This is a genomic window from Actinotalea caeni (assembly GCF_009733795.1).
Classification (GTDB): Bacteria; Actinomycetota; Actinomycetes; order Actinomycetales; family Beutenbergiaceae; genus Pseudactinotalea; species Pseudactinotalea caeni.
Genome location: NZ_WNXX01000001.1, coordinates 260,727 through 283,590, shown reverse-complemented (window position 1 = coordinate 283,590; position 22,864 = coordinate 260,727). Strand labels below are relative to the sequence as shown.

The window sequence follows — 22,864 nt, the reverse complement described above, 5'->3', positions numbered from 1 at the left end:
GCATCGGGCGCGCCGGCCCCGCACGAGGAGATCGGCGGCCGCAGCGGCTCGCAGCAGAGCCGCCGTGACGGCGACGCGCCCGGACCCAGCTCCCGCCCGGCGGCCGGGCGTGGCCGCCCCGCCGGTGGACGGTCGCAGCGCTCGGGACAGCGGCCGAGCCCGGACCGCGAGGACCGGTCCCGCGGCGGGCGCGACCGGGAGGGCGGCGACGCGCCAGGTGGCGGTGAGCGCTCGCGCGGCGCCGGCACCGGCCGCTCCCGCGACGCCCGTCAACGCGACGACGAGCCCGGTGGGCGCGGTCGCGGTCAGGGCCGCGCCGAGCGGGAGCGTGCCAGCCGGGGCCGCGGGGGACTCGACCGTGGGTCCGCGCGGGCCGGCGATCGTGACGAGCGGCGGGGGAGCGACAGCGACGGGCGCCGTAGCGGTCCCCGTCGTGACGACCGGCCGAGCGGTGGGCGTCCCGGCGGCGACCGCGGACCCCGCGGTGACGACCGCTCCCGTGGCGATCGTACGCGTGACGTCCGCGCCGGCGGCGGTCTCGGGCACGGCGATCGCGGGCCGCGACGGGACGATCGCGACGGCGCGCACCCGCGTCCGCCTCGTCCCGACCGGCCCCCGGAGCCGGAGATCCCCGAGGGCGTGGAGCCCGCAGAGCTCGACCGGGCAGCACGGTCCCGGCTGCGCACCCTGTCGAAGCCGAACGCCGAGCGCGTCGCGCAGCACCTCGTCATGGCGGGACGGCTGCTCGAGGGCGACCCGGAGCAGGCCTACGAGCACGCCCAGGCGGCCGTGCGCCGCGCTGGGCGTGTCGACGTCGTGCGCGAGGCCGCCGCGCTCACCGCCTACGCCACCGGCCGCTACGCCGAGGCGCTGCGCGAGCTGCGGACCGTCCGCCGGCTCTCGGGCGTCGACGCTCACCGAGCCGTCGAGGCCGACTGCGAGCGCGGTCTCGGGCGTCCCGACCGCGCCCTCGCGATCATCGCCGAGGCACCGGCGACGCTGAGCGCCTCCGAGCGCGCCGAGCTCGCCATCGTCGCCTCCGGCGCGCGGCTGGACCTCGACGAGCCGGAGGCCGCCCTGTCGGTCCTCGAGCGAGCCGAGCAGTCACGCCTGGACGCCGACACCGCCGCGCGGCTCGCGGAGGCGCGGCACGAGGTGCTGGTGCGACTCGGCCGCGCGGCCCCGCGCGAGGAGCCCGCCGCCGACGCCTCCGTCGAGAGCGACGGCACCGACGACGCCGACATCGTCGCCGTCGAGGACACCCTGGAGGGGGAGTGACCGAGCAGCCCGGCAGCACGGAACCGCTGGTCGACCAGCACGACACGGTGCTGCTCGACCTGGACGGCGTCGTGTACCGCGGCGCCCACGCCGTGCCGCACGCGCCCGAGGCGATCGCGGCGCTGCGGCAGCGCGGCGTCGGCGTCATGTACGTCACGAACAACGCCAGCAGGCCCCCGGCCACCGTCTCCGACCACCTCACCGAGCTCGGCATCCCGACCGAGCCGCACGAGGTGACGACGGCCGCCCAGGCGGCGGCCGGGCTCGTCGCCGACGAGCACCCGGCAGGCACCCGGGTGCTGGTCGTCGGCGGCGTCGGCCTGCGGGAGGCACTGACCGAGGTCGGGATGACGGTCGTCGAGTCCGCCGACGACGACCCGGCGGTCGTCGTGCAGGGCTTCGCGCCCGACGTCGGCTGGCAGCAGCTCTCCGAGGCGCTGCTCGCGATCGACCGCGGCGCCGAGCACATCGCGAGCAACCTCGACGCCACCATCCCGCTGGAGCGTGGGATCGCCATCGGCAACGGCTCGCTCGTCGCCGCGCTCGTCAACGCCACCGGGCGGCACCCGCGCAGCACCGGCAAGCCGCAGCCCGCGATCTTCCACCAGGCCGCGCAGCGTGCCGGTGCCCGGCGTCCGCTGGTCGTCGGCGACCGGCTCGACACCGACCTCGAGGGCGCCCGCGCGGCCGGGTACCCAGGGCTGCACGTCCTCACGGGCGTCGACGGCCCCGCGGAGCTGCTCCGCTGCGCGCCGGCGCGGCGTCCGAGCCTGCTCGCGCTCGACCTCCGGGGCCTGCTGGTGCCGCACCCGCCCGTGCGTCGCGACGGCGACCGGTGGGTCTGCGCGGACGCCGTCGCCTGGGTCGAGGGAGCCCCCGGGGAAGCGGTCGTCGTGCTCCGCACCGGCGACGGCGAGCGGCGGGTGCAGGGTGAGGTCGTGCTCGACCTCGACGAGCTGCGCGCCGCGTGCGCGGCCGCGTGGGCCGCGAGCGACGAGGCCGGCCTGCCCACCACCCTGGCGGACGCGGGTGTGGACATCAGCGTGCGCACCCGCCCGGAGGATGTCGGCGCGATAGCGTGAGCGACGTGGACGTCGAGACCAGCACCGACACCCGGCAGCCCGAGCGGCCCGACGAGCTCGAGGCTGCGCTCACGGCTGCCGAGAACCTCGAGGGCGCCCCGCTGACCGAGCACGTCGCGGCGTTCGAGCACCTGCACGAGCTGCTGCAGCGACGGCTGGGCGAGACCACCTAGGGGCGGGGGAGACAGCCGCGTGGCACGACGAATCCGCCTGGACGCCGAGCTGGTCCGTCGCGGGATGGCTCGGTCGCGCCAGCACGCCGCCGACCTCATCGCGGCCGGTCGCGTGACCGTCTCCGGGACGACGGCGACCAAGCCCGCCACCCAGGTCGACCCCGCGCAGCCCGTCGAGGTGCAGGCCGACCCGGCGGGCCCGGAGTACGCCAGCCGCGGCGGGCACAAGCTCGCCGGCGCCCTCGACGCGCTCGGCGACGCCGCGCCGCAGGTGGCGGGCCGCCGGGCGCTGGACGCCGGAGCCTCGACCGGCGGCTTCACCGACGTGCTGCTGCGCCGCGGCGCCGCCCACGTCGTCGCGGTCGACGTCGGGTACGGCCAGCTGGTGTGGTCGCTGCAGAACGACCCGCGCGTCACCGTCATGGACCGCACCAACATCCGCACCCTCGACCCGGCGACGATCGACCCGCCGGTCGAGCTGGTCGTCGGCGACCTGTCCTTCATCTCGCTCACGCTGGTGCTGCCGGCGCTGTCCGCCGTCACGACCCCCGACGCCGACCTGCTGCTCATGGTGAAGCCGCAGTTCGAGGTCGGCAAGGAGCGGCTCGGCGCCGGCGGCGTGGTGCGCGACCCCACGCTGCACGTCGACGCCGTGCTCGGCGTCGTCGAGGCCGCCGCGGCGCTGGGGCTCGGCCTGCGGGCCGCCGTCGCCAGCCCGCTGCCGGGGCCGAGCGGCAACGTCGAGTACTTCGTGCACCTGCGCCGCGGGCCCGGCGTCGAGGACCCCGCCCAGGTGGTCCGGCACGCCGTCGAGACCGGACCGGCCCAGGAAGGAGTGGCGTCGTGAGCCGCAGCATCCTCCTGCAGGTGCACCCGACCCGCCCCGAGGCCCAGCAGGCCGCCGAGCTCGTCGCGAACGAGCTGCGCCGCCAGGGCATCGCCCCCGTCCACGAGGACGACCTCGCCGATCACGACGTCGAGCTGGCGATCGTGCTCGGCGGCGACGGCACGATCCTGCGCGCCGCCGAGGTGACGCGCGAGCGCCGCACACCGCTCGTCGGGGTCAACCTCGGCCACATCGGCTTCCTGGCGGAGTCCGAGGTCGAGGAGGTCGCCGACGTCGTGCGGCGCGCGGTCGAGCGGGACTACGTCGTCGAGGAGCGGATGACCCTCGACGTGACGGTGTCGCGCCCCGACGGCACGGTCGAGCGCAGCTGGGCGATCAACGAGGCCAGCGTCGAGAAGGACGAGCGCGCCCGCATGATCGAGGTCGCGATCGGCATCGACGGGCGCGGGTTGTCGACGTTCGGCTGCGACGGCGTCGTGCTCGCCACCCCGACCGGCTCGACGGCGTACGCGTTCTCCGCGGGCGGGCCGGTCGTGTGGCCCGACGTGGAGGCGATGCTGCTCGTGCCGACGAGCGCTCACGCGCTGTTCGCGCGCCCGCTCGTGGTCGCGCCGACGTCGACCATGGCGGTCGAGGTGCTGGCGCGCAGCTTCTCGGGTGCCCAGGTCTGGTGCGACGGCCGCCGGCGGATCGACGCCCCGCCCGGCTCGCACATCGAGGTCGTGCGCGGCGCCGAGCCGGTCCGGCTCGCCCGCCTGCACACCGCGCCGTTCACCGACCGCCTGGTGCGCAAGTTCGACCTGCCCGTCTCCGGCTGGCGAGGTGACTCGTGATCCGCGAGCTGCGGCTGCTCGACCTCGGGGTGATCGCGGACGCGACGATCGAGCTCGGCGAGGGTCTGACGGCGATCACCGGTGAGACCGGGGCCGGCAAGACGATGCTGCTCACCGGGCTCGGCCTCCTGCTGGGTGGCCGGGCGGACTCCTCGGCCGTGCGCGCCGGCGCGCGGCAGGCCGCCGTCGAGGGCCGCCTGGTCGTGCACGGCGAGGCGCTGCGGATCGCCGAGGACGCCGGTGCGATGCTCGACGACGGCGAGCTCGTCGTCGTCCGGACGGTCGCCGCCGAGGGGCGCTCCCGTGCGCACCTGGGCGGGCGCTCGGTGCCGGTCGGCGTGCTCGCCGAGATGGGGTCGGAGCTCGTCGCCGTGCACGGGCAGTCCGACCAGATCCGGCTGCGCGCGCCGGCGGAGCAGCGCGCGGCCCTCGACGCCTACGCCGGACCGGCCCAGCAGGAGGCTCTCGCCGCGCTCGCCGCGGCCCACCTTCGCCGTCGGGAGCTCGCGGCCGAGCTCGAGCGCTGGGACGCCGAGACCAGCTCCCGTGCCGACGAGCTCGACCGGCTGGAGCGCGCCCTGGAGCGCATCGACGCCCTCGAGCCCCGGCTGGGGGAGATCGACGCGCTGCGCGAGGAGACGGAGCGGCTCGGCAACGTCGAGCTGCTGCTCGGCGCAGCGGCCAGCGCGCGCGCCGCGCTCGACGGCGACGACGAGGGCGGCGTGCCGGGTGCGCTCACCGCGCTCGAGGCCGCGCGGCGGGCGCTCGAGAGCGGCGCGGTCCACGACTCCCGGCTGGGAGCGTGGGCGGAGCGGCTGACCGAGGCGATCCACGTCGTCAACGACGTCGTCACCGAGACCGGTTCGTACGCCGCGTCGCTGGAGGCCGACCCCGCGCGGCTCGAGGCGCTGCACGAGCGCCGCGCCGCGCTGACCGACCTCGTGCGCGGTCTCGGGGCCGAGGCCGCCGCCGACGACCCCGACCCGCTGGCGGGTGTGCTCGCGTTCGCCGAGCGTGCCCGGGCCCGTGTGGGGGAGCTCACGGCCCCGGGCGGCGGCCGCGAGGCGATCGAGGAGCGGCTCGCGCAGGCGGTCGCCGACGAGCAGGTCGCCGCGGCCGAGGTCACCGAGAACCGCCGCCGCGCGGCGGAGGGGCTGTCGGCGCAGGTGGACGCCGAGCTCGAGGGGCTGTCGATGCGCGGCGCGCACCTGCACGTCGAGCTCACGCCGCGCGCCGAGATCGGCCCGCACGGCGCCGAGGACGTCGAGCTGCAGCTGAGCCCGCACCCGGACGTGCCGCCCCGCCCGATCGCCCGTGGTGCCTCCGGCGGCGAGCTGTCGCGCATCATGCTCGCGCTCGAGGTCGCGCTGGCCGACCGGCGCGCCGCCGACGGCGCGCTGCCCGTCTTCGTGTTCGACGAGGTCGACGCCGGCATCGGTGGCCGCGCCGCGACCGAGGTCGGCCGGCGGCTCGCCGAGCTCGCCCGGCACACCCAGGTCGTCGTCGTCACCCATCTCGCGCAGGTCGCCGCGTTCGCGGACACCCACCTCGTCGTGAGCCGCTCGTCGGACGACGACGGCGTCACGACCACCGTGCACGCCGTCACCGGCGAGGACCGCGAGCGGGAGCTCGCGCGCATGCTCTCGGGCGAGGACTCCGAGACCGCGCTCCGGCACGCGGCCGAGCTGCTCGAGCGGCCGGAACGCGCCGACGTGCGACGATAGCGACGATGGCCCCGCTGCTGAACAGACGTCAGCGCGTCCGCGAGCCGGAGGACTCCCCGCTCGGGCGCGTGCGTGTCGACGCCTCGACCAAGACGCTGACGAAGCGTCTGCAGCCGGGCGAGGTGGCGGTGATCGACCACGTCGACATCGACCGAGTCTCCGCCGAGGCGCTCGCCTCGATCGGACCCTCCGCCGTGCTCAACGCCGCCCGCTCGACGTCGGGGCGCTACCCGAACGTGGGTCCGCAGATCCTCGTCGAGGCGGGCATCCCGCTCATCGACGACCTCGGTCCGGCGATCATGGAGCTGACCGAGGGTGCGCGCGTGCGCATCGACGGCGGCGTCGTGCAGGGGCCCGACGGCGAGGTGATCGCCGAGGGCACGCGGCAGACGCCGGAGACCGTCGCCGAGGCGATGGAGGCCGCGCGCGCCGGGTTGTCGGAGCAGATCGAGGCGTTCGCGACCAACACGATGGACTACATCCGGCGCGAGCGCGAGCTGCTGCTCGACGGCATCGGCGTCCCGGACGTGACGACGGACATGTCCGGCCGGCACGTGCTCATCGTCGTGCGCGGGTACTCCTACAAGGAGGACCTGGCGATGCTGCGGCCGTACATCCGCGAGTACCGGCCGCTGCTCATCGGTGTCGACGGCGGCGCCGACGCGATCCTCGAGGCCGGGCTGCGGCTCGACATGATCGTCGGCGACATGGACTCCGTCTCCGACAAGGCGCTGACCTCGGGCGCCGAGATCGTCGTGCACGGCTACCGCGACGGGCGCGCGCCCGGGCGGGACCGCGTGGAGCGGCTGGGCGTCCCGCACGTGGTGTTCCCGGCCACCGGTACCAGCGAGGACGTCGCGATGCTCCTCGCCGACGACAAGGGCGCGGAGCTGATCGTCGCGGTCGGCACCCACGAGACGCTGGTGGAGTTCCTCGACAAGGGCCGCAGCGGCATGGCCTCGACCTTCCTCACCCGGCTGCGGGTGGGCGGCAAGCTCATCGACGCCAAGGGCGTCTCCCGGCTGTACCGGCACCGCGTCTCCAACCGGCAGGTCGCGCTGCTGATCCTCGCGGGGCTGGCGGCCCTGATGGCGGCGCTCGCGGTCACCCCGGTGGGACGCGCCTTCTTCGCCGTCGTGCTGGCGCGCATCGACGACATCCTGTCCTGGTTCCGCATCCTGTTCGACGCGATCTTCTAGCGCGGCCCCCGCGCCCGTCACGTACGAGGACCCATGATCGACTTCCGCTACCACATCGTCTCGCTCATCGCGGTGTTCCTGGCGCTCGCCGTCGGCGTCGTGCTGGGTGCCGGGCCGCTGCGCGGCTCGCTCGGCGAGCAGCTGACCGCCCAGATCGAGACCCTGCGCGAGGAGAAGGAGGCGCTGCGGGTCGAGCTCGAGGCGGCGGCCGCCGCCAACGAGGACATGGTGGAGTTCGTCGACGCCGCGGCGCCCACGCTGCTGCAGGACGCCCTGGCCGAGACCGGCGTCGCGGTCGTCGAGCTGCCGGGCGCGCAGGGCTCCCAGGTCGAGGCGCTGCTGGAGAGGGTCTCGCAGGCCGGCGGCACGCTGGTCGGGCACGTGCGCATGATGCCGCGATGGACCGACGCCGCGGAGTCCGCCCCGCGGGACGAGGTCGCCGTCGCGGTCGGCGAGCAGATGCTGATCCCGCCGGCCGACGACACCCCGCCCTCCCAGGTGCTCGGGCAGGGGCTCGCGATCTCGCTGACCGAGCGCGACCCGCTGAGCTCCTCCTCGTTCACGACGTCGGCCCGCACGATCTACGAGACGCTGCTCGAGGAGCAGCTCGTCGAGGAGGTCGAGGCGCTCTCGGTGCCCGCGGACGTCGTGCTGCTCGTCGCGCCCGCCTCCAGCGAGCCCGCCGAGGGGGAGGCGGACGCCGTCGCGGCGGTCGTGGCGCTCGAGGTCGACACGATCACCGGGTTCGCCGGCCGCAACGCCGTGCTGGCCGGCACCGACGCGCTCCCGTCCGACCTGGTCGACGCCGTCCGCGCGGACGCCGACGCCGCCGAGGCGGTCTCGACCGTGGACTCGATCGAGGTCGTCACCGGCCAGGTGATCGCTCCGCTGGTGCTCGCCGCCACGGCGCGCGGCGTCGGCGTCGACCACTACGGGCTCGAGCCCGGCGCGGCGGCCGTGCTGCCGGCGCTCCCGCCGCCGCCGGAGGACCCGTCGGGCGAGGAGAGCGACGAGCCCGGCACCGACGGCACCGACGGCGACGAGAGCAGCGGCACGGACGACGCCGACGGGACGCAGGCGCCCGACGACGCCGAGGCGAGCGCCGGGGCGACGTCGTGAACCGCCTCGCGACGGCGCTGCTGGCGGCCGCGACCACGGCGGGTGCGGCTGCGGTGCTGCGGGCGCGGCAGCCCGGCGGGTCGTGGCGCTGGCGGCGCACGAACTATCGCGGTCGCGAGGTCGACCTGCTCGGCGGGGTCGCGACCGCCGCGGGTGCTGCGACCGGCGCGCTGGCGTGCGGCGGCGCCGCGGGCGCGGGGGCGACGGTCGTCACGACCACCGCGGGGCTCCTCGGTGCGATCGACGACGCCGACGTCGACTCGACGTCCAAGGGCCTGCGCGGGCACCTGAGCGCACTGCAGCAGGGTCGGGTCACGACCGGGCTCGTCAAGCTGGTCGGCATCTCCTCGGCCGCGCTGGTGGCGAGCGCGGTCGCGACCGGGTTCGGCCGGCGCGGCGCCCCTGCCGAGGCGGTGCCGGGCTGGGCCGAGCGAGCCGTCGACGTCGCCGGCTCGGGCGTGCTGATCGCCGCGACCGCGAACCTCGTCAACCTCTTCGACCTGCGCCCGGGTCGCGCGCTCAAGCTCGTCGGGCTCGTCTGCGCGCCGCTGGCGGCGGCCGCTCCCGGGCCGAGCGGCCGCGTCGCGGGCGCCGCGCTGGGCGCCGTCGTCGCGTCGTGGGAGGGCGACCTCGGCGAGGAGACGATGCTCGGCGACGCCGGCGCCAACGCGCTCGGCGCGCTCACCGGCACCGCCCTCGCGCTGCTCGGCTCGGCACGCGCGCGTGCGGTCGCGACCGGCACCGCGGTCGGTCTCGTGCTGCTGAGCGAGAAGGTGAGCTTCTCCCGCGTCATCGCCACCACCCCGGGGCTGCGCGAGCTCGACGCCTGGGCACGGATCGGGTGAGCGGGTCGCGGCTGCGGCGCCTGCTCGGCGGCGTCGCCGGGGCGGCGGGTGCCATCGCGGTGCTCACGGTGGCATCCCGGGTGCTCGGCTTCGGGCGCTGGATGGTGCAGTCGGCGACCGTCGGACCCACGGCGACGGGCGACGCCTACGCGGCGGCGAACCTGCTGCCGAACGTGCTGTACGAGGTCGTCGCGGGCGGTGCGCTCGCAGGCGTCGTCGTGCCGCTGCTCGCGGCGCCCGTCGCCAAGCGGCTGCGCGAGGAGGTCGACGACGTCGCCTCGGCGCTGCTCACGTGGGTGCTCGTGGTCCTGGTGCCCCTCGGCCTGGCCGTCGCGCTGCTGGCGCGCCCGATCGCCGGTCTGCTGCCGGTCCCGACCGGTGCCGACCAGGCGGCCGTCGAGGACCTGACGACGTACTTCCTCGTCGTGTTCTCGCCGCAGGTGCCGCTGTACGGCGTCGGCATCGTGCTCACGGGGGTGCTGCAGGCGCACCGGCGCTTCATGGCGCCGGCGATCGTCCCGATCGCCTCGACGCTCGTCGTGGTCGCGAGCTACCTGGTGTTCGGCCGGCTGGCGCAGGGTCTGCAGAACGACCCGGCGGGGCTGTCCGACCCCGCGCTCGCGGTGCTGGCGTGGGGCACGACCGCGGGTGTCGTCGCGCTGAGCCTGCCGCTGCTGGTGCCGGTGCTGCGGTGCGGCGTGCGGCTGCGGCCGCGGCTGTCGTTCCCGCCCGGGGTCGCGCGCCGGCTCGGGCACCTCGCCGCCGCAGGCGTCGGCGGCGTGCTCGCGCAGCAGGTCGCGGTGCTCGTCGTCATGGTGCAGGCCCGGTCCGGCGGTGTCGCGGGCACGTTCAACGTCTTCCAGTACGCGCAGGCGGTCTACCTGCTGCCGTACGCGGTGCTGGCCGTGCCGCTCGTCACGGTCTTCCAGCCGCGCCTGGCCGAGCTGTCCGCCGACGGCGTCGGGGGCGCGCTCGCGCGTCTCGCCGAGCGCTCCAGCCGGACCGTGATCGCGGTGGGGCTGCTGGGGGCCGGCCTGCTGGTGGCCCTCGCGCCGGCCGCGCACGCCACGTTCGGGGCGCTCGCGACCGGCGACGGGGGCAGCGACCCCGTCCCGGGCATGACCGAGGCGCTCACCTGGATGGCGCCCGGCGTCGTCGGGCTCGGCCTGCTGCTGCACGCGGGCCGGATGCTGCTCGCGCTCGACCGCAGCCGCGCCGCGGTCGCCGCCACCGCGGGTGCCTGGCTGGTGACCGCCGTGGCGGCCGTCGTCGCGGTCGCGCTGCTGGCGCCCGACGGCGGCGACGGCGTCGCGACCCTCGTCGGCCTCGGCGCCGCGCACACGATCGGCATGACCGTCGGCGGCGTCGTCGTCGTGCTCGTGCTGCGGAGCATCATGCCCAGCGGGTTCACGCGCGGCCTCCTCCGCACGCTCGTCGTCGGTGCCGGCAGCGCCGCGGTCGGCGGCGTCGTGGGCCGGCTCGGCGTCGACGCGGTCCTGTCGCTCGGCGAGGGCTCGATGCTCGCGACGGTGATGGCCGCCGCGCTCGGCGCTCTCGTCGTGCTGCTGACGACGTTCGTTGCGGTGCGCACGTTCGACCGTGCGATCCTGGCCAGCATGAGGAGCGCGCATGGCTGACGCCGCCGCGGCGTCCGAGCTGCGTGTCCTGCAGGTCGCCGGCTCGGCGACCGGCGGCACGCGCGGGCACGTCCGTGAGCTCGCGGCGGGCCTCGCCGTCGACCACCGCGTCATCCTCGCCGGTCCCGAGCAGGTCGTGGTCCCCGGGGTCCACGGCGCCCGCTCGCACGTGGTCGACATCACCGACCGCCCGCGCGCCCAGGACGCCGCCGTGATCGGTGCGCTGCGCGGGCTGGCGCGCCGCGCGGACGTCGTGCACGCCCACGGGCTGCGCGCCGGCGCGCTCGCCGCGCTCGCCCTCACCGGGCTGCCGGTCCCGCTGGTCGTGACGCTGCACAACCTCCCGGTCGGCGGCCCGGCGGTGCAGGCGGTGGCCGCCGGGCTGGAGCGGGTGGTCGCCGCGCGTGCGGACGCGGTGCTCGGCGTCTCGGGCGACATCGTCGACCGGATGCGGGGGATGGGTGCCGCGCACGTGGCACGGGCGCTGGTGCCCGCGCCGGTGCGGGCACCGGGGCCGCTGGACCGTGACGCGCTCGACGTCGGCACCGCGCCGCTGGTGCTCACGCTCGCCCGGCTCGCGCCCCAGAAGGGGCTCGACCTGCTGCTGGACACCGCGGCGCTGCTCGCCGACCGGGTCCCGGACGCGGTGTGGCTCGTCGCGGGCGACGGCCCTCGCCGCGCCGAGCTGGAGAGGGCCGTGGCCGACGAGGCGCTCCCGGTGCGGCTGCTCGGACGCCGCGACGACGTGCCCGACCTGCTCGCCGGCGCCGACGTCGTCGTCAGCACCGCCGAGTGGGAGGGCCAGCCGCTGTGGCTGCAGGAGGCGCTGCACGCGGGCGCGGCAGTCGTCGCCACCGACGTGGGCGGGACCCGCGAGGTGACGGGCCCGGCGGCGCGGCTGGTGCCCTACGGCGATCCCGACCGCCTGTGCTCCCAGATCGTCTCGGTGCTGCGGGAGCCCGCGGTCGCCGAGGGGCTGCGGGCGGCGGCCCGGGCGCGCGCCGCCGAGCTGCCGCGCGCGCACGACGCACTGGCCCAGGTCCTTGACGTCTACCGCTCGGTGATAGGGTGAAAATCCGTGGTGACCTCCTCTGAGCGGCGTTCCGGCCGTCACTCCCCTCGGCACATCTTCGTGACGGGTGGTGTCGCCTCGTCTCTCGGGAAGGGCCTCACCGCCTCCAGCCTCGGGCACCTGCTGCGTGCTCGAGGGCTTCGGGTCACGATGCAGAAGCTCGACCCGTACCTCAACGTCGACCCCGGGACGATGAACCCGTTCCAGCACGGTGAGGTGTTCGTCACCGAGGACGGCGCCGAGACCGACCTCGACATCGGCCACTACGAGCGTTTCCTCGACGTCGACCTCGACGCGAGCGCGAACGTGACGACCGGCGTCGTGTACTCGACCGTCATCGCCAAGGAGCGCCGCGGCGAGTACCTGGGCGACACGGTCCAGGTGATCCCGCACATCACGGACGAGATCAAGGCGCGCATGCGCGCCCAGGCGAACCCGGCGAACGGGCCGGCGCCGGACGTCATCATCACCGAGATCGGCGGCACGGTCGGCGACATCGAGAGCCAGCCGTTCCTCGAGGCGGCGCGCCAGGTGCGCCAGGACATCGGCCGCGACAACGTCTTCTTCGTGCACGTCTCGCTCGTGCCGTACCTGGGCCCGAGCGGTGAGCTGAAGACCAAGCCCACCCAGCACTCGGTGGCCGCGCTGCGCAGCATCGGTATCCAGCCCGACGCGATCGTGTGCCGCGCCGACCGGGACATCCCCGAGCCCGTCAAGGGCAAGATCGCGGCGATGTGCGACGTCGACCGCGAGGCGGTCATCACCTGCGTCGACGCGCCGAGCATCTACGAGATCCCCAAGGTGCTGCACGCCGAGGGGCTCGACGCCTACGTGATCCGGCGGCTCGACCTGCCGTTCCGCGACGTCGAGTGGGACACCTGGCACACGCTGCTCGAGCGCGTGCACCACCCCGCCGACGAGGTGGAGATCGCCCTGGTCGGCAAGTACATCGACCTGCCGGACGCCTACCTGTCGGTGACCGAGGCCCTGCGTGCGGGCGGCTTCGCCAATAACACCCGGGTGCGGATCCGGTGGGTGACCTCCGACGACTGCGACACCGAGGCGGGTGCGCGCAAGGCGCTCGCCGGCGTCGACGGCGTGCTGGTGCCCGGCGGCTTCGGCGTCCGCGGCATCGAGGGCAAGCTGGGCGCGCTGCGCTGGGCGCGCGAGCAGCAGGTGCCGACGCTCGGCATCTGCCTCGGGCTGCAGTGCATGGTCATCGAGTTCGCCCGGAACGTGCTCGGCATGGAGAAGGCGTCCTCGACCGAGTTCGACCCGGACACGCCGGACCCAGTGGTCGCGACGATGGCCGAGCAGCTCGCGATCGTCGGCGGCGACGGCGACCTGGGCGGCACCATGCGGCTGGGCCGCTACGAGGCCGTCCTCGAGCCGGGCTCGCTCGCGGCCGAGGTGTACGGCACCGAGAAGGTCAGCGAGCGGCACCGTCACCGCTACGAGGTGAACAACGCCTATCGCGACTCGCTCGCCGAGGCCGGGCTGCTGATCTCCGGGCGCTCGCCCGACTCCTCGCTCGTGGAGTTCGTCGAGCTCGACCGCGAGCAGCACCCGTACTACATCGCCACGCAGGCGCACCCGGAGTTCAAGTCGCGCCCGACGCGGGCCCACCCGCTCTTCGACGGGCTGGTCGCCGCGGCGCTCGCGCGCCAGCGCGAGTCCCGGCTGCTCGAGGTGCCGCCGGCGGCGCACGCCGTCGAGCAGTGACGGCGGGGGAGCCCCCGGTCGCCGACGAGCCGGTCGCGCTGCCGGTCTCGGAGTCCCGCGTGCTCCACGAGGGGCGCGTGCTCGACCTCGTGAGCGAGACGGTCGACCTCGGCGAGGGCGGCCGCGTGACGCGCGAGTTCGTCCGGCACCCCGGCGCGGTCGCCGTCGTCGCGCTCGACGAGCAGGGGCGCGTGCTGCTGCTGCGGCAGTACCGCCACCCCGTGCGCGCCTACCTGTGGGAGGTGCCCGCCGGGCTGCTCGACGTGCCGGGTGAGCCGCTCGTCGACGCTGCTCGCCGCGAGCTCGCCGAGGAGGCCGACCTCACCGCGGGGCGCTGGGACACCCTCGTCGACTACTACACCTCGCCGGGCGGCTCCGACGAGGCGCTGCGCGTGTTCCTCGCGCGCGACCTCGCCGATGTCCCCGAGGACGCGCGGCACACGAGGTCGGAGGAGGAGCTGGGCATGCGGACCGCGTGGGTGCCGCTGCGCGACGCGGTGCAGCTGGTGCTGGGCGGCGCGGTGCACAACCCGAGCGCGGTCGCCGGGCTGCTCGCCGCGCAGGCGGCGCAGGCGCAGGGCTGGGCCCCGCTGCGGCCCGCCGACGCCGCCTGGGTGCGCTAGCCCGACCCGACGGCGCCCGGCTCAGTCCGCCGTCGCGGCCGCCGGCCGGCGCGGCTGCTCGACGACCTCCGGCTCGCGCGTGCGCAGCGTGAGCACCGTGCGGGTGGTGGCGACGATGAGGAGGGCCGCGCCGAGCATGTGGGCGCCGACGAGCAGCTCCGGCAGCCCGGTGAAGAACTGCACGTACCCGATCAGGCCCTGGGCGAGCGTGACCGCGAGCAGCACCAGGCTCCAGCGGCGCAGCGCCGGCAGCACCGGGCGGGTGCGGGCGGCGGCCACGAGCAGCGCCACCTGCGTCACGAGGAGCAGCCACACCGCCGCGGCGTGCATGCGCGCCACCAGGTAGGGGTCGACGGCGAACCGGTAGCCCACCTCGTCGTCGCCCGAGTGCGGCCCCGCGCCGGTGACGACGACGCCGAGCACGACGACCAGGACGGCCAGCAGGGCGACGACCGCGGCCACCGAGCGCAGCGTGCGACCGCCGAGCAGCCGACGGGCGCCGTCGCCCTCGAACCACCGCACGGCGAGCAGCGTGGACAGCACCAGCAGCGCGCCCGAGAGCAGGAAGTGCGAGCCGACGATGCCGGGGTGCAGGTCCAGCCGCACCGAGACGCCGCCGACGACGCCCTGCAGCACGACACCGACCAGCACGCCGTAGGCGAGCCAGCTCACGTCCTCGGAGCGACCCAGCCGACGCACGGCGAGCGTCGTGAGCACCGCCAGCGCGATCCCCACCAGGCCCAGCAGCACGCCGATCATCCGGTTGCCGAACTCGACGAAGACGTGCATCCCCATCGCCTCGTGGAACACCGGCGTGAAGCTGCCGGGCTCGCACTGCGGCCACGTCGAGCAACCCAGCCCCGAGCCGGTCAGCCGCACGGCACCGCCTGTGACGACGATGAGGACCTGGCCGACCAGGTTGGCGATCACGGCGGCGCCGGTGAGGCGCCGGAGCAGGGCGTCCGACACCCCCCTACGGTAGCCCGCGCGACGGCCTGCAGCCGCCGCGCGAGCGGCCGCGTGACGCGTCTCACTTAGGGTCGCCTTGCTTGCGGGAACCATTTAGACAACGGAGAATGTTGTCTAAATCAGGGGCTCGTCGCGGCCGGTCGGTCGCCACCCCTGAGCCGTGAGGAGGGAGTGCGCTTGACGATGCCAACCGCTGCCCCGAACCCGACCGCCACCGAGGACGCGCTCGCCACCGGCCGTGCACCGGCCGAGAGCGTCGAGAGCCACGACGAGGCGACCACGCGCGACCGGGTGCTGCGGCTGATCGTCGAGCTCGGCCCGATCAGCGCCGCCGAGCTGGCGCGCCGCCTCACGCTGACCTCCGCCGCCGTCCGTCGCCACCTCATCACGCTGGAGACCGAGGGGCAGGTCGAGGCGCGCGACGACGTCCCGGTCACCAAGCGTGGCCGCGGCCGCCCCGCGCGCAAGTACGTCGCGGCCGCCTCCGCGCACTCCCACCTCGGCACTGCCTACGCGCAGGCCGCGCTGGCGGCGCTCGCGCAGATCAAGCAGGCGCTGGGGCCCGAGGGCATCACCGCCTTCGCGCAGGCGCGCTCGGAGGAGATGCGCGCCCGCTACGCCCCCGCGATCGAGGCCGCCGGGGACGACTTCGCCGCGCGTGCCCAGACGCTGGCGCGACTGCTCGCCGAGGACGGCTACGCTGCCACCGCGCGTCCGATGCCGGGTGGCATCGCGGTGCAGGTGTGCCAGGGCCACTGCCCGGTGCTCGACGTCGCCGAGGCCTACAACGAGCTGTGCGAGGCGGAGACCCGCGCCTTCTCCGACCTGCTCGGCGTGCACGTCCAACGGCTGGCCACCCTGGCCACCGGCGGGCACGTCTGCACGACCCACATCCCTCTGAAGATCCCGACCCGGAAGGACAGCTGAATGACTGTCGAGCCACAGGCCGCCACCGCGGCGGAGCCGGTCGACCGGCCGCTGACGCAGGACGAGACGATCGCCTCGATCGGCAACTACACGTTCGGCTGGCACGACCCCGACGTCTACGGCGCCAGCGCCGAGCGCGGTCTGTCCGAGCAGGTCGTGCGCAACATCTCCGCGCTCAAGAACGAGTCGGAGTGGATGCTCAACCAGCGCCTCAAGGGTCTGCGGATGTTCGAGCGCAAGCCGATGCCGACCTGGGGCGCCGACCTCTCCGGCATCGACTTCGATCAGATCAAGTACTTCGTCCGCACCACCGAGAAGCAGGCCACCAGCTGGGAGGAGCTTCCGGAGGACATCAAGAACACCTACGACAGGCTCGGCATCCCGGAGGCGGAGAAGCAGCGCCTCGTGGCCGGCGTCGCGGCCCAGTACGAGTCCGAGGTGGTGTACCACCAGATCAACGAAGAGCTCGAGCGGCAGGGTGTCATCTTCATGGACACCGACACCGGCCTGCGCGAGCACCCGGAGATCTTCGAGGAGTACTTCGGCTCGGTGATCCCGGCGGGCGACAATAAGTTCGCTGCGCTCAACACCGCGGTGTGGTCGGGCGGCTCGTTCGTCTACGTGCCGCCGGGCGTGCACGTCGAGATCCCGCTCCAGGCCTACTTCCGGATCAACACCGAGAACATGGGCCAGTTCGAGCGGACGCTGATCATCGCCGACGAGGGCTCCTACGTGCACTACGTCGAGGGCTGCACGGCGCCGATCTACTCGAGCGACTCGCTGCACTCGGCCGTCGTCGAGATCGTCGTGAAGAAGAACGCCCGCGTGCGCTACACGACCATCCAGAACTGGTCGAACAACGTCTACAACCTGGTGACCAAGCGCTCCACCGTCGCCGAGGGCGGCACCATGGAGTGGATCGACGGCAACATCGGCTCCAAGGTGACGATGAAGTACCCGGCGGTCTACCTCATGGGCGAGCACGCCCGTGGCGAGACGCTCTCGATCGCCTTCGCCGGCGAGGGGCAGCACCAGGACACCGGCTCGAAGATGGTGCACATGGCGCCGCGCACGTCGAGCTCGATCGTGTCGAAGTCGGTGGCCCGCGGCGGTGGTCGCGCCTCCTACCGCGGCCTCGTGCAGGTGCTCGAGGGCGCCGAGGCGAGCAAGTCGAACGTGCTCTGCGACGCGCTGCTCGTGGACACGATCTCCCGGTCCGACACCTACCCCTACGTCGACGTCCGCGAGGACGACGTCGAGATGGGTCACGAGGCGACCGTCTCGAAGGTGAGCGAGGACCAGCTGTTCTACCTCATGTCCCGAGGCATGGAGGAGACCGAGGCGATGGCCATGATCGTGCGCGGGTTCGTCGAGCCCATCGCGCGCGAGCTGCCCATGGAGTACGCCCTCGAGCTCAACCGCCTCATCGAGCTGCAGATGGAAGGGGCCGTCGGCTGATGACCACCGACACCACGGACAGCCCGGTCGAGACCACCGGACTGTCCACCGATCACTCGCGCGCGTCCGCCGACGCCGCCCACAGCCACGGCGTGCGCACGTCGCCGGGCACCAGCTACGCCGACCGGTTCGCCTCGACGGACCCCGAGGCGTTCGAGGTGCCGACCGGGCGCGAGGAGGAGTGGCGGTTCACCCCGCTGCGCCGCCTGCGCGGCCTGCTGCAGGACGCGCCGCTGCGCGGCGAGGGCGTGACCGCCGACGTCAGGGGCGTCGACGGCGTGACGGTCCAGATCGTGCCGGTCGCCGAGTCGCGTCGCGGGCTGTCGGGCTACGTGCCGATCGACCGCGTGAGCGCCCGCGCCTGGGCCGCGACCGAGAAGGTCATGACGATCGACGTGCCCGCGGGCACCGAGGTCGCCGAGCCGCTGGTCGTCACCCTCACCGGTGACGGCGGCAGCGAGGCGGTCGCGGGTCACCTGCTGGTGACCGTCGGCGCGAACGCCCGCGCGAGCGTCGTCGTGTTCTTCGAGGGCAGCGCCACCTACGCCGAGAACGTCGAGATCGTGCTGGGCGACGGTGCGGCGCTGACGTTCGTCTCGTACCAGGACTGGCAGCCCGACGCGGTGCACCACAGCAACGCGCACGCCGTCGTCGGTCGCGACGCCGAGCTCAAGCACGTCTCGGTGTCCTTCGGCGGCGACCTGGTGCGCCACGACACCACCGCGGTCTACGACGGCCCCGGCGGGTCGGCCGAGCTGCTCGGCCTCTACTTCGCCGACGCCGGGCAGCACATCGAGCACCGCCTGTTCGTCGACCACAACGAGCCCAAGACCCGCAGCGACGTGCTCTACAAGGGCGCGCTGCAGGGCGACGGCGCGCACAGCGTGTGGATCGGCAACGTCCTCATCCGGCCCGAGGCCGAGGGCATCGACACCTACGAGCTCAACCGCAACCTGGTGCTGACCGACGGCGCCCGCGCGGACTCGGTGCCGAACCTCGAGATCGAGACCGGTGAGATCGAGGGCGCCGGGCACGCCTCGGCGACGGGTCGCTTCGACGACGAGCAGCTGTTCTACCTGCGCGCTCGCGGCATCCCTGAGGAGGCCGCGCGCCGGCTGGTGCTCCGCGGCTTCTTCGCCGAGATGATCGGGCGGATCGGCGTCGACGTCGTCGGTGAGCGCATGCTCGCCGCGATCGAGGCCGAGCTCGAGATCGCCATGCAGACGGCCGGGGCCGAGGTCGACGCATGACGGCCCAGGTCGTCGCCTCGCGCGAGGACCTCGAGCCCGGCGAGACCCTGCGGCTGGAGCTCGACGGTCCCGACGGCTCGCTCGTGGAGGTGGCGCTCGTGCGCGCCGAGGACGGCGAGTACTACGCGATCAACGACGTGTGCTCCCACGGTCAGGTCTCGCTGTCGGAGGGGGAGGTCGAGGGCACCACGCTCGAGTGCTGGCTGCACGGCTCGACCTTCGACCTGCGCACCGGCCGGCCGACCGGGCTGCCGGCGACCCGGCCGGTGCCGACCTACCCCGTCACGTACGACGGCGACGACGTGCTCGTCGACGTCGACGTCCAGATCAACGCGACCCTGAACTGAGAGAAAAGAACCGACAGATGTCGAACCTGACGATTTCCGACCTGCACGTCACCGTGGAGACCCCGGAGGGTCCCAAGCAGATCCTGCGCGGTGTCGACCTGACGATCAACAGCGGCGAGACCCACGCGATCATGGGGCCCAACGGCTCGGGCAAGTCGACGCTGGCGTACTCGATCGCCGGCCACCCGAAGTACCAGGTGACCCAGGGCTCGGTGCTGCTCGACGGCGAGGAGGTGCTCGAGATGAGCGTCGACGAGCGCGCTCGGGCGGGCCTGTTCCTCGCGATGCAGTACCCGGTCGAGGTGCCGGGTGTGAGCGTCTCGAACTTCCTGCGCACCGCGCGCACCGCCATCGACGGCAAGGCCCCCGCGCTGCGGCAGTGGGTCGGCGAGGTCCGCGAGGCGATGGACGACCTGCGCATCGACCCGGCGTTCGCCGAGCGCAGCGTCAACGAGGGCTTCTCCGGCGGTGAGAAGAAGCGCCACGAGATCCTGCAGATGCAGCTGCTCAAGCCGCGCTTCGCGATCCTCGACGAGACCGACTCCGGCCTCGACGTCGACGCGCTGCGCATCGTGTCCGAGGGCGTCAACAAGGCCCGCAGCACGACCGATGTCGGCGTCCTCCTGATCACGCACTACACGCGGATCCTGCAGTACATCAAGCCCGACCACGTGCACGTGTTCGTCGACGGCAAGGTCGCCGAGCAGGGCGGTCCCGAGCTCGCCGAGCAGCTCGAGGCCGAGGGCTACGACCGGTTCCTCGCGAAGGCCTGACGTGCTGACGGCCGCCGAGCTGAGCGCCGTCAGGGCGGACTTCCCGCTGCTGGCGCGCACCGTGCGCGACGGCCGTCCGCTCGTCTACCTGGACACCGCGGCGACGTCGCAGAAGCCCCAGTGCGTCCTCGACGCCGAGCAGGACTTCTACGAGCGGCGCAACGCCGCGGTGCACCGCGGCGCGCACGCGCTCGCGGAGGAGGCGACCGAGGCCTACGAGGCCGCCCGGGCCGCCGTCGCCGGCTTCGTCGGGGTCGCACCCGGTGAGCTGGTGTGGACGAAGAACGCCACCGAGGCGATCAACCTCGTCGCGTACGCGTTCTCCAACGCCACCGCGGGGCGTGGCGGCGACGCCGCGCGCCGGTTCCGGCTCGGCCCGGGTGACGAGGTCGTCGTCACCGAGGCCGAGCACCACGCGAACCTCGTGCCGTGGCAGGAGCTGTGCGCGCGCACCGGGGCGACGCTGCGCTGGCTGGGGCTGACCGACGAGGGCCGGCTGGACCTCGGGACGCTCGACGTCATCGGCGAGCGCACGCGCGTGGTCGCGCTCACGCACGCCTCGAACGTCACGGGCGCGATCAGCCCGGTCGCCGAGGTCGTGGCCGCCGCGCACGCGGTCGGCGCGCTGGTGGTGCTCGACGCCTGCCAGAGCGTGCCGCACCTGCCGGTCGACCTGCACGCGCTCGACGTCGACTTCGCCGCCTTCTCGGGCCACAAGATGCTCGGCCCCACCGGCGTGGGGGCGCTCTACGGTCGTCGCGAGCTGCTCGAGGCGATGCCCCCCGTGCTCACCGGCGGCTCGATGGTCGAGGTCGTCACGATGACCGAGACCACCTACGCGCCGCCGCCGCAGCGCTTCGAGGCCGGCACCCAGATGGTCGCGCAGACCGTCGGGCTGCGCGCCGCCGTGGAGTACCTCGGCGAGCTGGGCATGGACGCGGTCGCCGCGCACGAGGCGGCGCTCGCGCAGCGGCTGCTCGACGGCGTCGCCCAGGTCCCGGGGGTCCGGGTGCTCGGGCCGAGCACCGCCGAGGACCGGCTGGCGACGGTCGCGTTCGCCGTCGACGGCGTGCACCCGCACGACGTCGGGCAGCTGCTCGACGACGCCGGGGTCGCGGTCCGGGTGGGCCACCACTGCGCGCAGCCGCTGCACCGCCGGCTGGGCGTGGCCGCATCGGCGCGCGCGTCGGCCGGCGTGTACACCTCCGAGGCCGACGTCGACGCCTTCGTCGAGGCGCTGGGCCGGGTGCGGACGTTCTTCGGGGCGGGCGCCCGATGAGCATGGAGCAGCTCTACCAGCAGCTCATCCTCGACCACGCGCGCGAGCGGCACGGCCACGGGCTGCGCGGCGACGCGTCCGGGCCGGGCGCGGGGGAGTCGTTCCAGGTCAACCCGACGTGCGGCGACGAGGTGCGGCTGCGGGTGCGGCTGAGCGACGACGGCACGCGGGTCGCGGACGTGTCCTGGGAGGGCGTGGGCTGCTCGATCTCGCAGGCGTCGACGTCGGTGCTCTCCGACGTCGTCACCGGTGCGGGGGTCGCGGACGTCGAGTCGTTCGCCGCGGCGTTCGACGACCTCATGCACAGCCGCGGCGCCGCGCTCGACCCCGCCACCGAGGAGCGGCTCGGCGACGCCGCCGCCTTCGCGGGGGTGTCGAAGTACCCGGCCCGCGTCAAGTGCGCGCTGCTGGGATGGATGGCGCTGCGGGATGCGTTGATCAAGGCGAGCAAGGGAGAATGAGGTCATGACCGAGAGCACCGAACCCACCCCGACCCCGGTCGAGGCTGCGGGCACCCCGGAGGGCGCGACCGCCGTGGCCGACGTCGCCGACGTCGAGGAGGCGTTGCGCGACGTCATCGACCCAGAGCTGGGCATCAACGTCGTCGACCTCGGCCTCGTCTACGGCGTGCACATGGAGCCCGACGGCGAGGCGGTCATCGACATGACCCTCACGTCGGCCGCGTGCCCGCTCACCGACGTCATCGAGGACCAGGCCGCGCAGGCGCTCGACGGCATCACGAACGGTCAGCGCATCAACTGGGTGTGGATGCCGCCGTGGGGCCCGGACAAGATCACCGAGGACGGCCGCCAGCAGCTGCGCGCGCTCGGCTTCAACGTCTGAGCCGAGCCGCTGAGCGCGCCGCGCCCGCCGACAGTCAGTCGTCGGCGGCGTCGGCGTCGCTGCGCTCGCGCAGCACCCGCACGTCGGCAGCGGTGCGCACGCTCGAGAGCACCATCTCCAGCGCCATCCGCAGCAGCAGCACGAAGAACGCGGCGGGGATCCAGGCCAGCAGCAGCGCCAGGATGCCGGGGACCGGGGTGCCGGGGACCTCGACGCCGAAACCGATGTCGCGGCTCGGTGCGAACGCCGCGAACGCCCCGATGACCGTGCCGAGGTACCACAGGCCCGCCATCACGATGCCCAGCACGTACAGCACCTTGACGATGCCGGGCGTGGCGTAGTCGCGGAACGAGAGGTCGAAGGCCGCCTTGAGCGGGTTCGGGTCGCGCGGCTGCTGCTGCGGCGGCCCCCAGCCCTGCGGCGCCTGCTGCGGGTAGCCGGGCTGCTGCCCGAAGCCGGGCTGCTGGTCGAACCCCGGCTGCTGACCGGGCTGATTGGGCTGGCCGTAACCCTGGGCGCCCTGTCCGAACGCGGGCTGGCTGTGCTGGCCGAAGCCCTGCGGCGGTTGCCCGTAGGACTGCTGCTGCGCCTGACCAGGCGCCTGACCGGGCTGCGGCGGCGGCGCCGACGGGCCGTACCCCGGCGGCGGGGCAGCGGGACGAGGCTGCGAGGCCGAGCCGAACGGCGGCGGCGCGAACGGCGAGGGCTGCCCGCCCGTCGGCTGCTCGCCCGCGCCCCGGTTCGCCGCTGCGCGGTGGGTGTCCAGGGTGTCGTCGGGCTGCGGGGTGCGCATCCGGGTCTGGAACTCGTCGGGCTCCTGCGGCACGTTCGTCATGCGTCGATCATGTCACGCAGCCCCTGGGG

General features: G+C 74.5%; 23 protein-coding genes. 21 read left to right on the top strand and 2 right to left on the bottom strand.

Translation table 11 applies throughout. The annotated features are described in order from the left end of the window. Positions 1-639: 639 nt before the first annotated feature. From GPA02_RS01315 to GPA02_RS01255, 13 genes are read left to right on the top strand one after another with little or no spacing between them, the layout of a single operon-like run. Complete coding sequence (locus GPA02_RS01315; protein ID WP_156198025.1) at positions 640-1,278, top strand: hypothetical protein; 639 nt, start codon at positions 640-642, stop codon at positions 1,276-1,278. Next, positions 1,275-2,360, top strand: coding sequence for an HAD-IIA family hydrolase (locus GPA02_RS01310; RefSeq protein WP_204986460.1), 1,086 nt, complete (start codon positions 1,275-1,277; stop codon positions 2,358-2,360). The genes GPA02_RS01315 and GPA02_RS01310 overlap by 4 nt, the downstream gene beginning before the upstream one ends. Positions 2,361-2,365: 5 nt before the next feature. Next, the gene (locus GPA02_RS01305) at positions 2,366-2,533 is read left to right on the top strand and encodes a hypothetical protein (RefSeq protein WP_204986459.1); all 168 of its coding nucleotides are present in this window, start codon (positions 2,366-2,368) and stop codon (positions 2,531-2,533) included. Positions 2,534-2,552: 19 nt separating this feature from the next. After that, entirely contained in the window at positions 2,553-3,380 is an 828-nt protein-coding gene (locus GPA02_RS01300) for a TlyA family RNA methyltransferase (RefSeq protein WP_156198023.1), read from the top strand. Beyond that, a complete protein-coding gene (locus GPA02_RS01295) occupies positions 3,377-4,213 on the top strand; it encodes an NAD kinase (RefSeq protein ID WP_156198022.1) in 837 nt (278 codons plus the stop codon). The genes GPA02_RS01300 and GPA02_RS01295 overlap by 4 nt, the downstream gene beginning before the upstream one ends. Next, entirely contained in the window at positions 4,210-5,937 is a 1,728-nt protein-coding gene (gene recN, locus GPA02_RS01290) for a DNA repair protein RecN (RefSeq protein WP_156198021.1), read from the top strand. Before GPA02_RS01295 ends, recN begins: the two co-directional genes overlap by 4 nt. 5 nt (positions 5,938-5,942) lie before the next feature. Then, entirely contained in the window at positions 5,943-7,136 is a 1,194-nt protein-coding gene (steA, locus tag GPA02_RS01285) for a putative cytokinetic ring protein SteA (RefSeq protein ID WP_156198020.1), read from the top strand. 33 nt (positions 7,137-7,169) lie between these two features. Continuing rightward, positions 7,170-8,255 carry a copper transporter gene (locus tag GPA02_RS01280; protein ID WP_156198019.1) on the top strand — a complete coding sequence of 362 codons (1,086 nt, stop codon included), beginning with the start codon at positions 7,170-7,172 and terminating at the stop codon, positions 8,253-8,255. Beyond that, entirely contained in the window at positions 8,252-9,100 is an 849-nt protein-coding gene (locus GPA02_RS01275; RefSeq protein WP_156198018.1) for a hypothetical protein, read from the top strand. The genes GPA02_RS01280 and GPA02_RS01275 overlap by 4 nt, the downstream gene beginning before the upstream one ends. Continuing rightward, positions 9,097-10,737, top strand: coding sequence for a murein biosynthesis integral membrane protein MurJ (murJ, locus tag GPA02_RS01270; RefSeq protein WP_156198017.1), 1,641 nt, complete (start codon positions 9,097-9,099; stop codon positions 10,735-10,737). The genes GPA02_RS01275 and murJ overlap by 4 nt, the downstream gene beginning before the upstream one ends. After that, positions 10,730-11,809 (top strand): glycosyltransferase family 4 protein, encoded by a 1,080-nt coding sequence (locus tag GPA02_RS01265; RefSeq protein ID WP_156198016.1) that lies wholly within the window; start codon positions 10,730-10,732, stop codon positions 11,807-11,809. Before murJ ends, GPA02_RS01265 begins: the two co-directional genes overlap by 8 nt. Before the next feature lie 9 nt (positions 11,810-11,818). After that, positions 11,819-13,531, top strand: a complete 1,713-nt coding sequence (locus GPA02_RS01260; RefSeq protein ID WP_156198148.1) for a CTP synthase — start codon at positions 11,819-11,821, stop codon at positions 13,529-13,531. Further along, positions 13,528-14,154, top strand: coding sequence for an NUDIX domain-containing protein (locus GPA02_RS01255; protein ID WP_156198015.1), 627 nt, complete (start codon positions 13,528-13,530; stop codon positions 14,152-14,154). The genes GPA02_RS01260 and GPA02_RS01255 overlap by 4 nt, the downstream gene beginning before the upstream one ends. Positions 14,155-14,175: 21 nt before the next feature. Here the strand turns inward: GPA02_RS01255 and GPA02_RS01250 are convergent, their stop codons facing one another. Then, positions 14,176-15,123 (bottom strand): COX15/CtaA family protein, encoded by a 948-nt coding sequence (locus GPA02_RS01250; RefSeq protein ID WP_240133807.1) that lies wholly within the window; start codon positions 15,121-15,123, stop codon positions 14,176-14,178. 183 nt (positions 15,124-15,306) lie between these two features. On the opposite strand from GPA02_RS01250, the gene GPA02_RS01245 reads away from it, so the two are divergent. From GPA02_RS01245 to GPA02_RS01210, 8 genes are read left to right on the top strand one after another with little or no spacing between them, the layout of a single operon-like run. Then, the gene (locus GPA02_RS01245) at positions 15,307-16,050 is read left to right on the top strand and encodes a helix-turn-helix transcriptional regulator (RefSeq protein WP_156198147.1); all 744 of its coding nucleotides are present in this window, start codon (positions 15,307-15,309) and stop codon (positions 16,048-16,050) included. Further along, on the top strand, positions 16,051-17,508 hold the full coding sequence (gene sufB / locus GPA02_RS01240) for a Fe-S cluster assembly protein SufB (protein ID WP_156198013.1): 1,458 nt from the start codon (positions 16,051-16,053) through the stop codon (positions 17,506-17,508). It begins immediately after the preceding gene. Continuing rightward, positions 17,508-18,758: a Fe-S cluster assembly protein SufD gene (gene sufD / locus GPA02_RS01235; RefSeq protein ID WP_156198012.1), complete on the top strand. Its 1,251-nt coding sequence runs from the start codon at positions 17,508-17,510 to the stop codon at positions 18,756-18,758. The genes sufB and sufD overlap by 1 nt, the downstream gene beginning before the upstream one ends. Further along, entirely contained in the window at positions 18,755-19,105 is a 351-nt protein-coding gene (locus tag GPA02_RS01230) for a non-heme iron oxygenase ferredoxin subunit (RefSeq protein WP_156198011.1), read from the top strand. The genes sufD and GPA02_RS01230 overlap by 4 nt, the downstream gene beginning before the upstream one ends. A gap of 17 nt (positions 19,106-19,122) precedes the next feature. Next, entirely contained in the window at positions 19,123-19,878 is a 756-nt protein-coding gene (sufC, locus tag GPA02_RS01225; RefSeq protein WP_156198010.1) for a Fe-S cluster assembly ATPase SufC, read from the top strand. Between the two features lies 1 nt (position 19,879). Then, positions 19,880-21,157: a SufS family cysteine desulfurase gene (locus GPA02_RS01220; RefSeq protein WP_156198009.1), complete on the top strand. Its 1,278-nt coding sequence runs from the start codon at positions 19,880-19,882 to the stop codon at positions 21,155-21,157. Then, positions 21,154-21,618 carry a Fe-S cluster assembly sulfur transfer protein SufU gene (gene sufU / locus GPA02_RS01215; RefSeq protein ID WP_170296817.1) on the top strand — a complete coding sequence of 155 codons (465 nt, stop codon included), beginning with the start codon at positions 21,154-21,156 and terminating at the stop codon, positions 21,616-21,618. Before GPA02_RS01220 ends, sufU begins: the two co-directional genes overlap by 4 nt. Before the next feature lie 4 nt (positions 21,619-21,622). Further along, positions 21,623-22,000: a metal-sulfur cluster assembly factor gene (locus tag GPA02_RS01210; RefSeq protein WP_156198008.1), complete on the top strand. Its 378-nt coding sequence runs from the start codon at positions 21,623-21,625 to the stop codon at positions 21,998-22,000. Between the two features lie 34 nt (positions 22,001-22,034). On the opposite strand, the gene GPA02_RS01205 is transcribed toward GPA02_RS01210, so the two are convergent. Continuing rightward, the gene (locus GPA02_RS01205; RefSeq protein WP_156198007.1) at positions 22,035-22,835 is read right to left on the bottom strand and encodes a DUF4282 domain-containing protein; all 801 of its coding nucleotides are present in this window, start codon (positions 22,833-22,835) and stop codon (positions 22,035-22,037) included. Positions 22,836-22,864 lie beyond the last annotated feature (29 nt).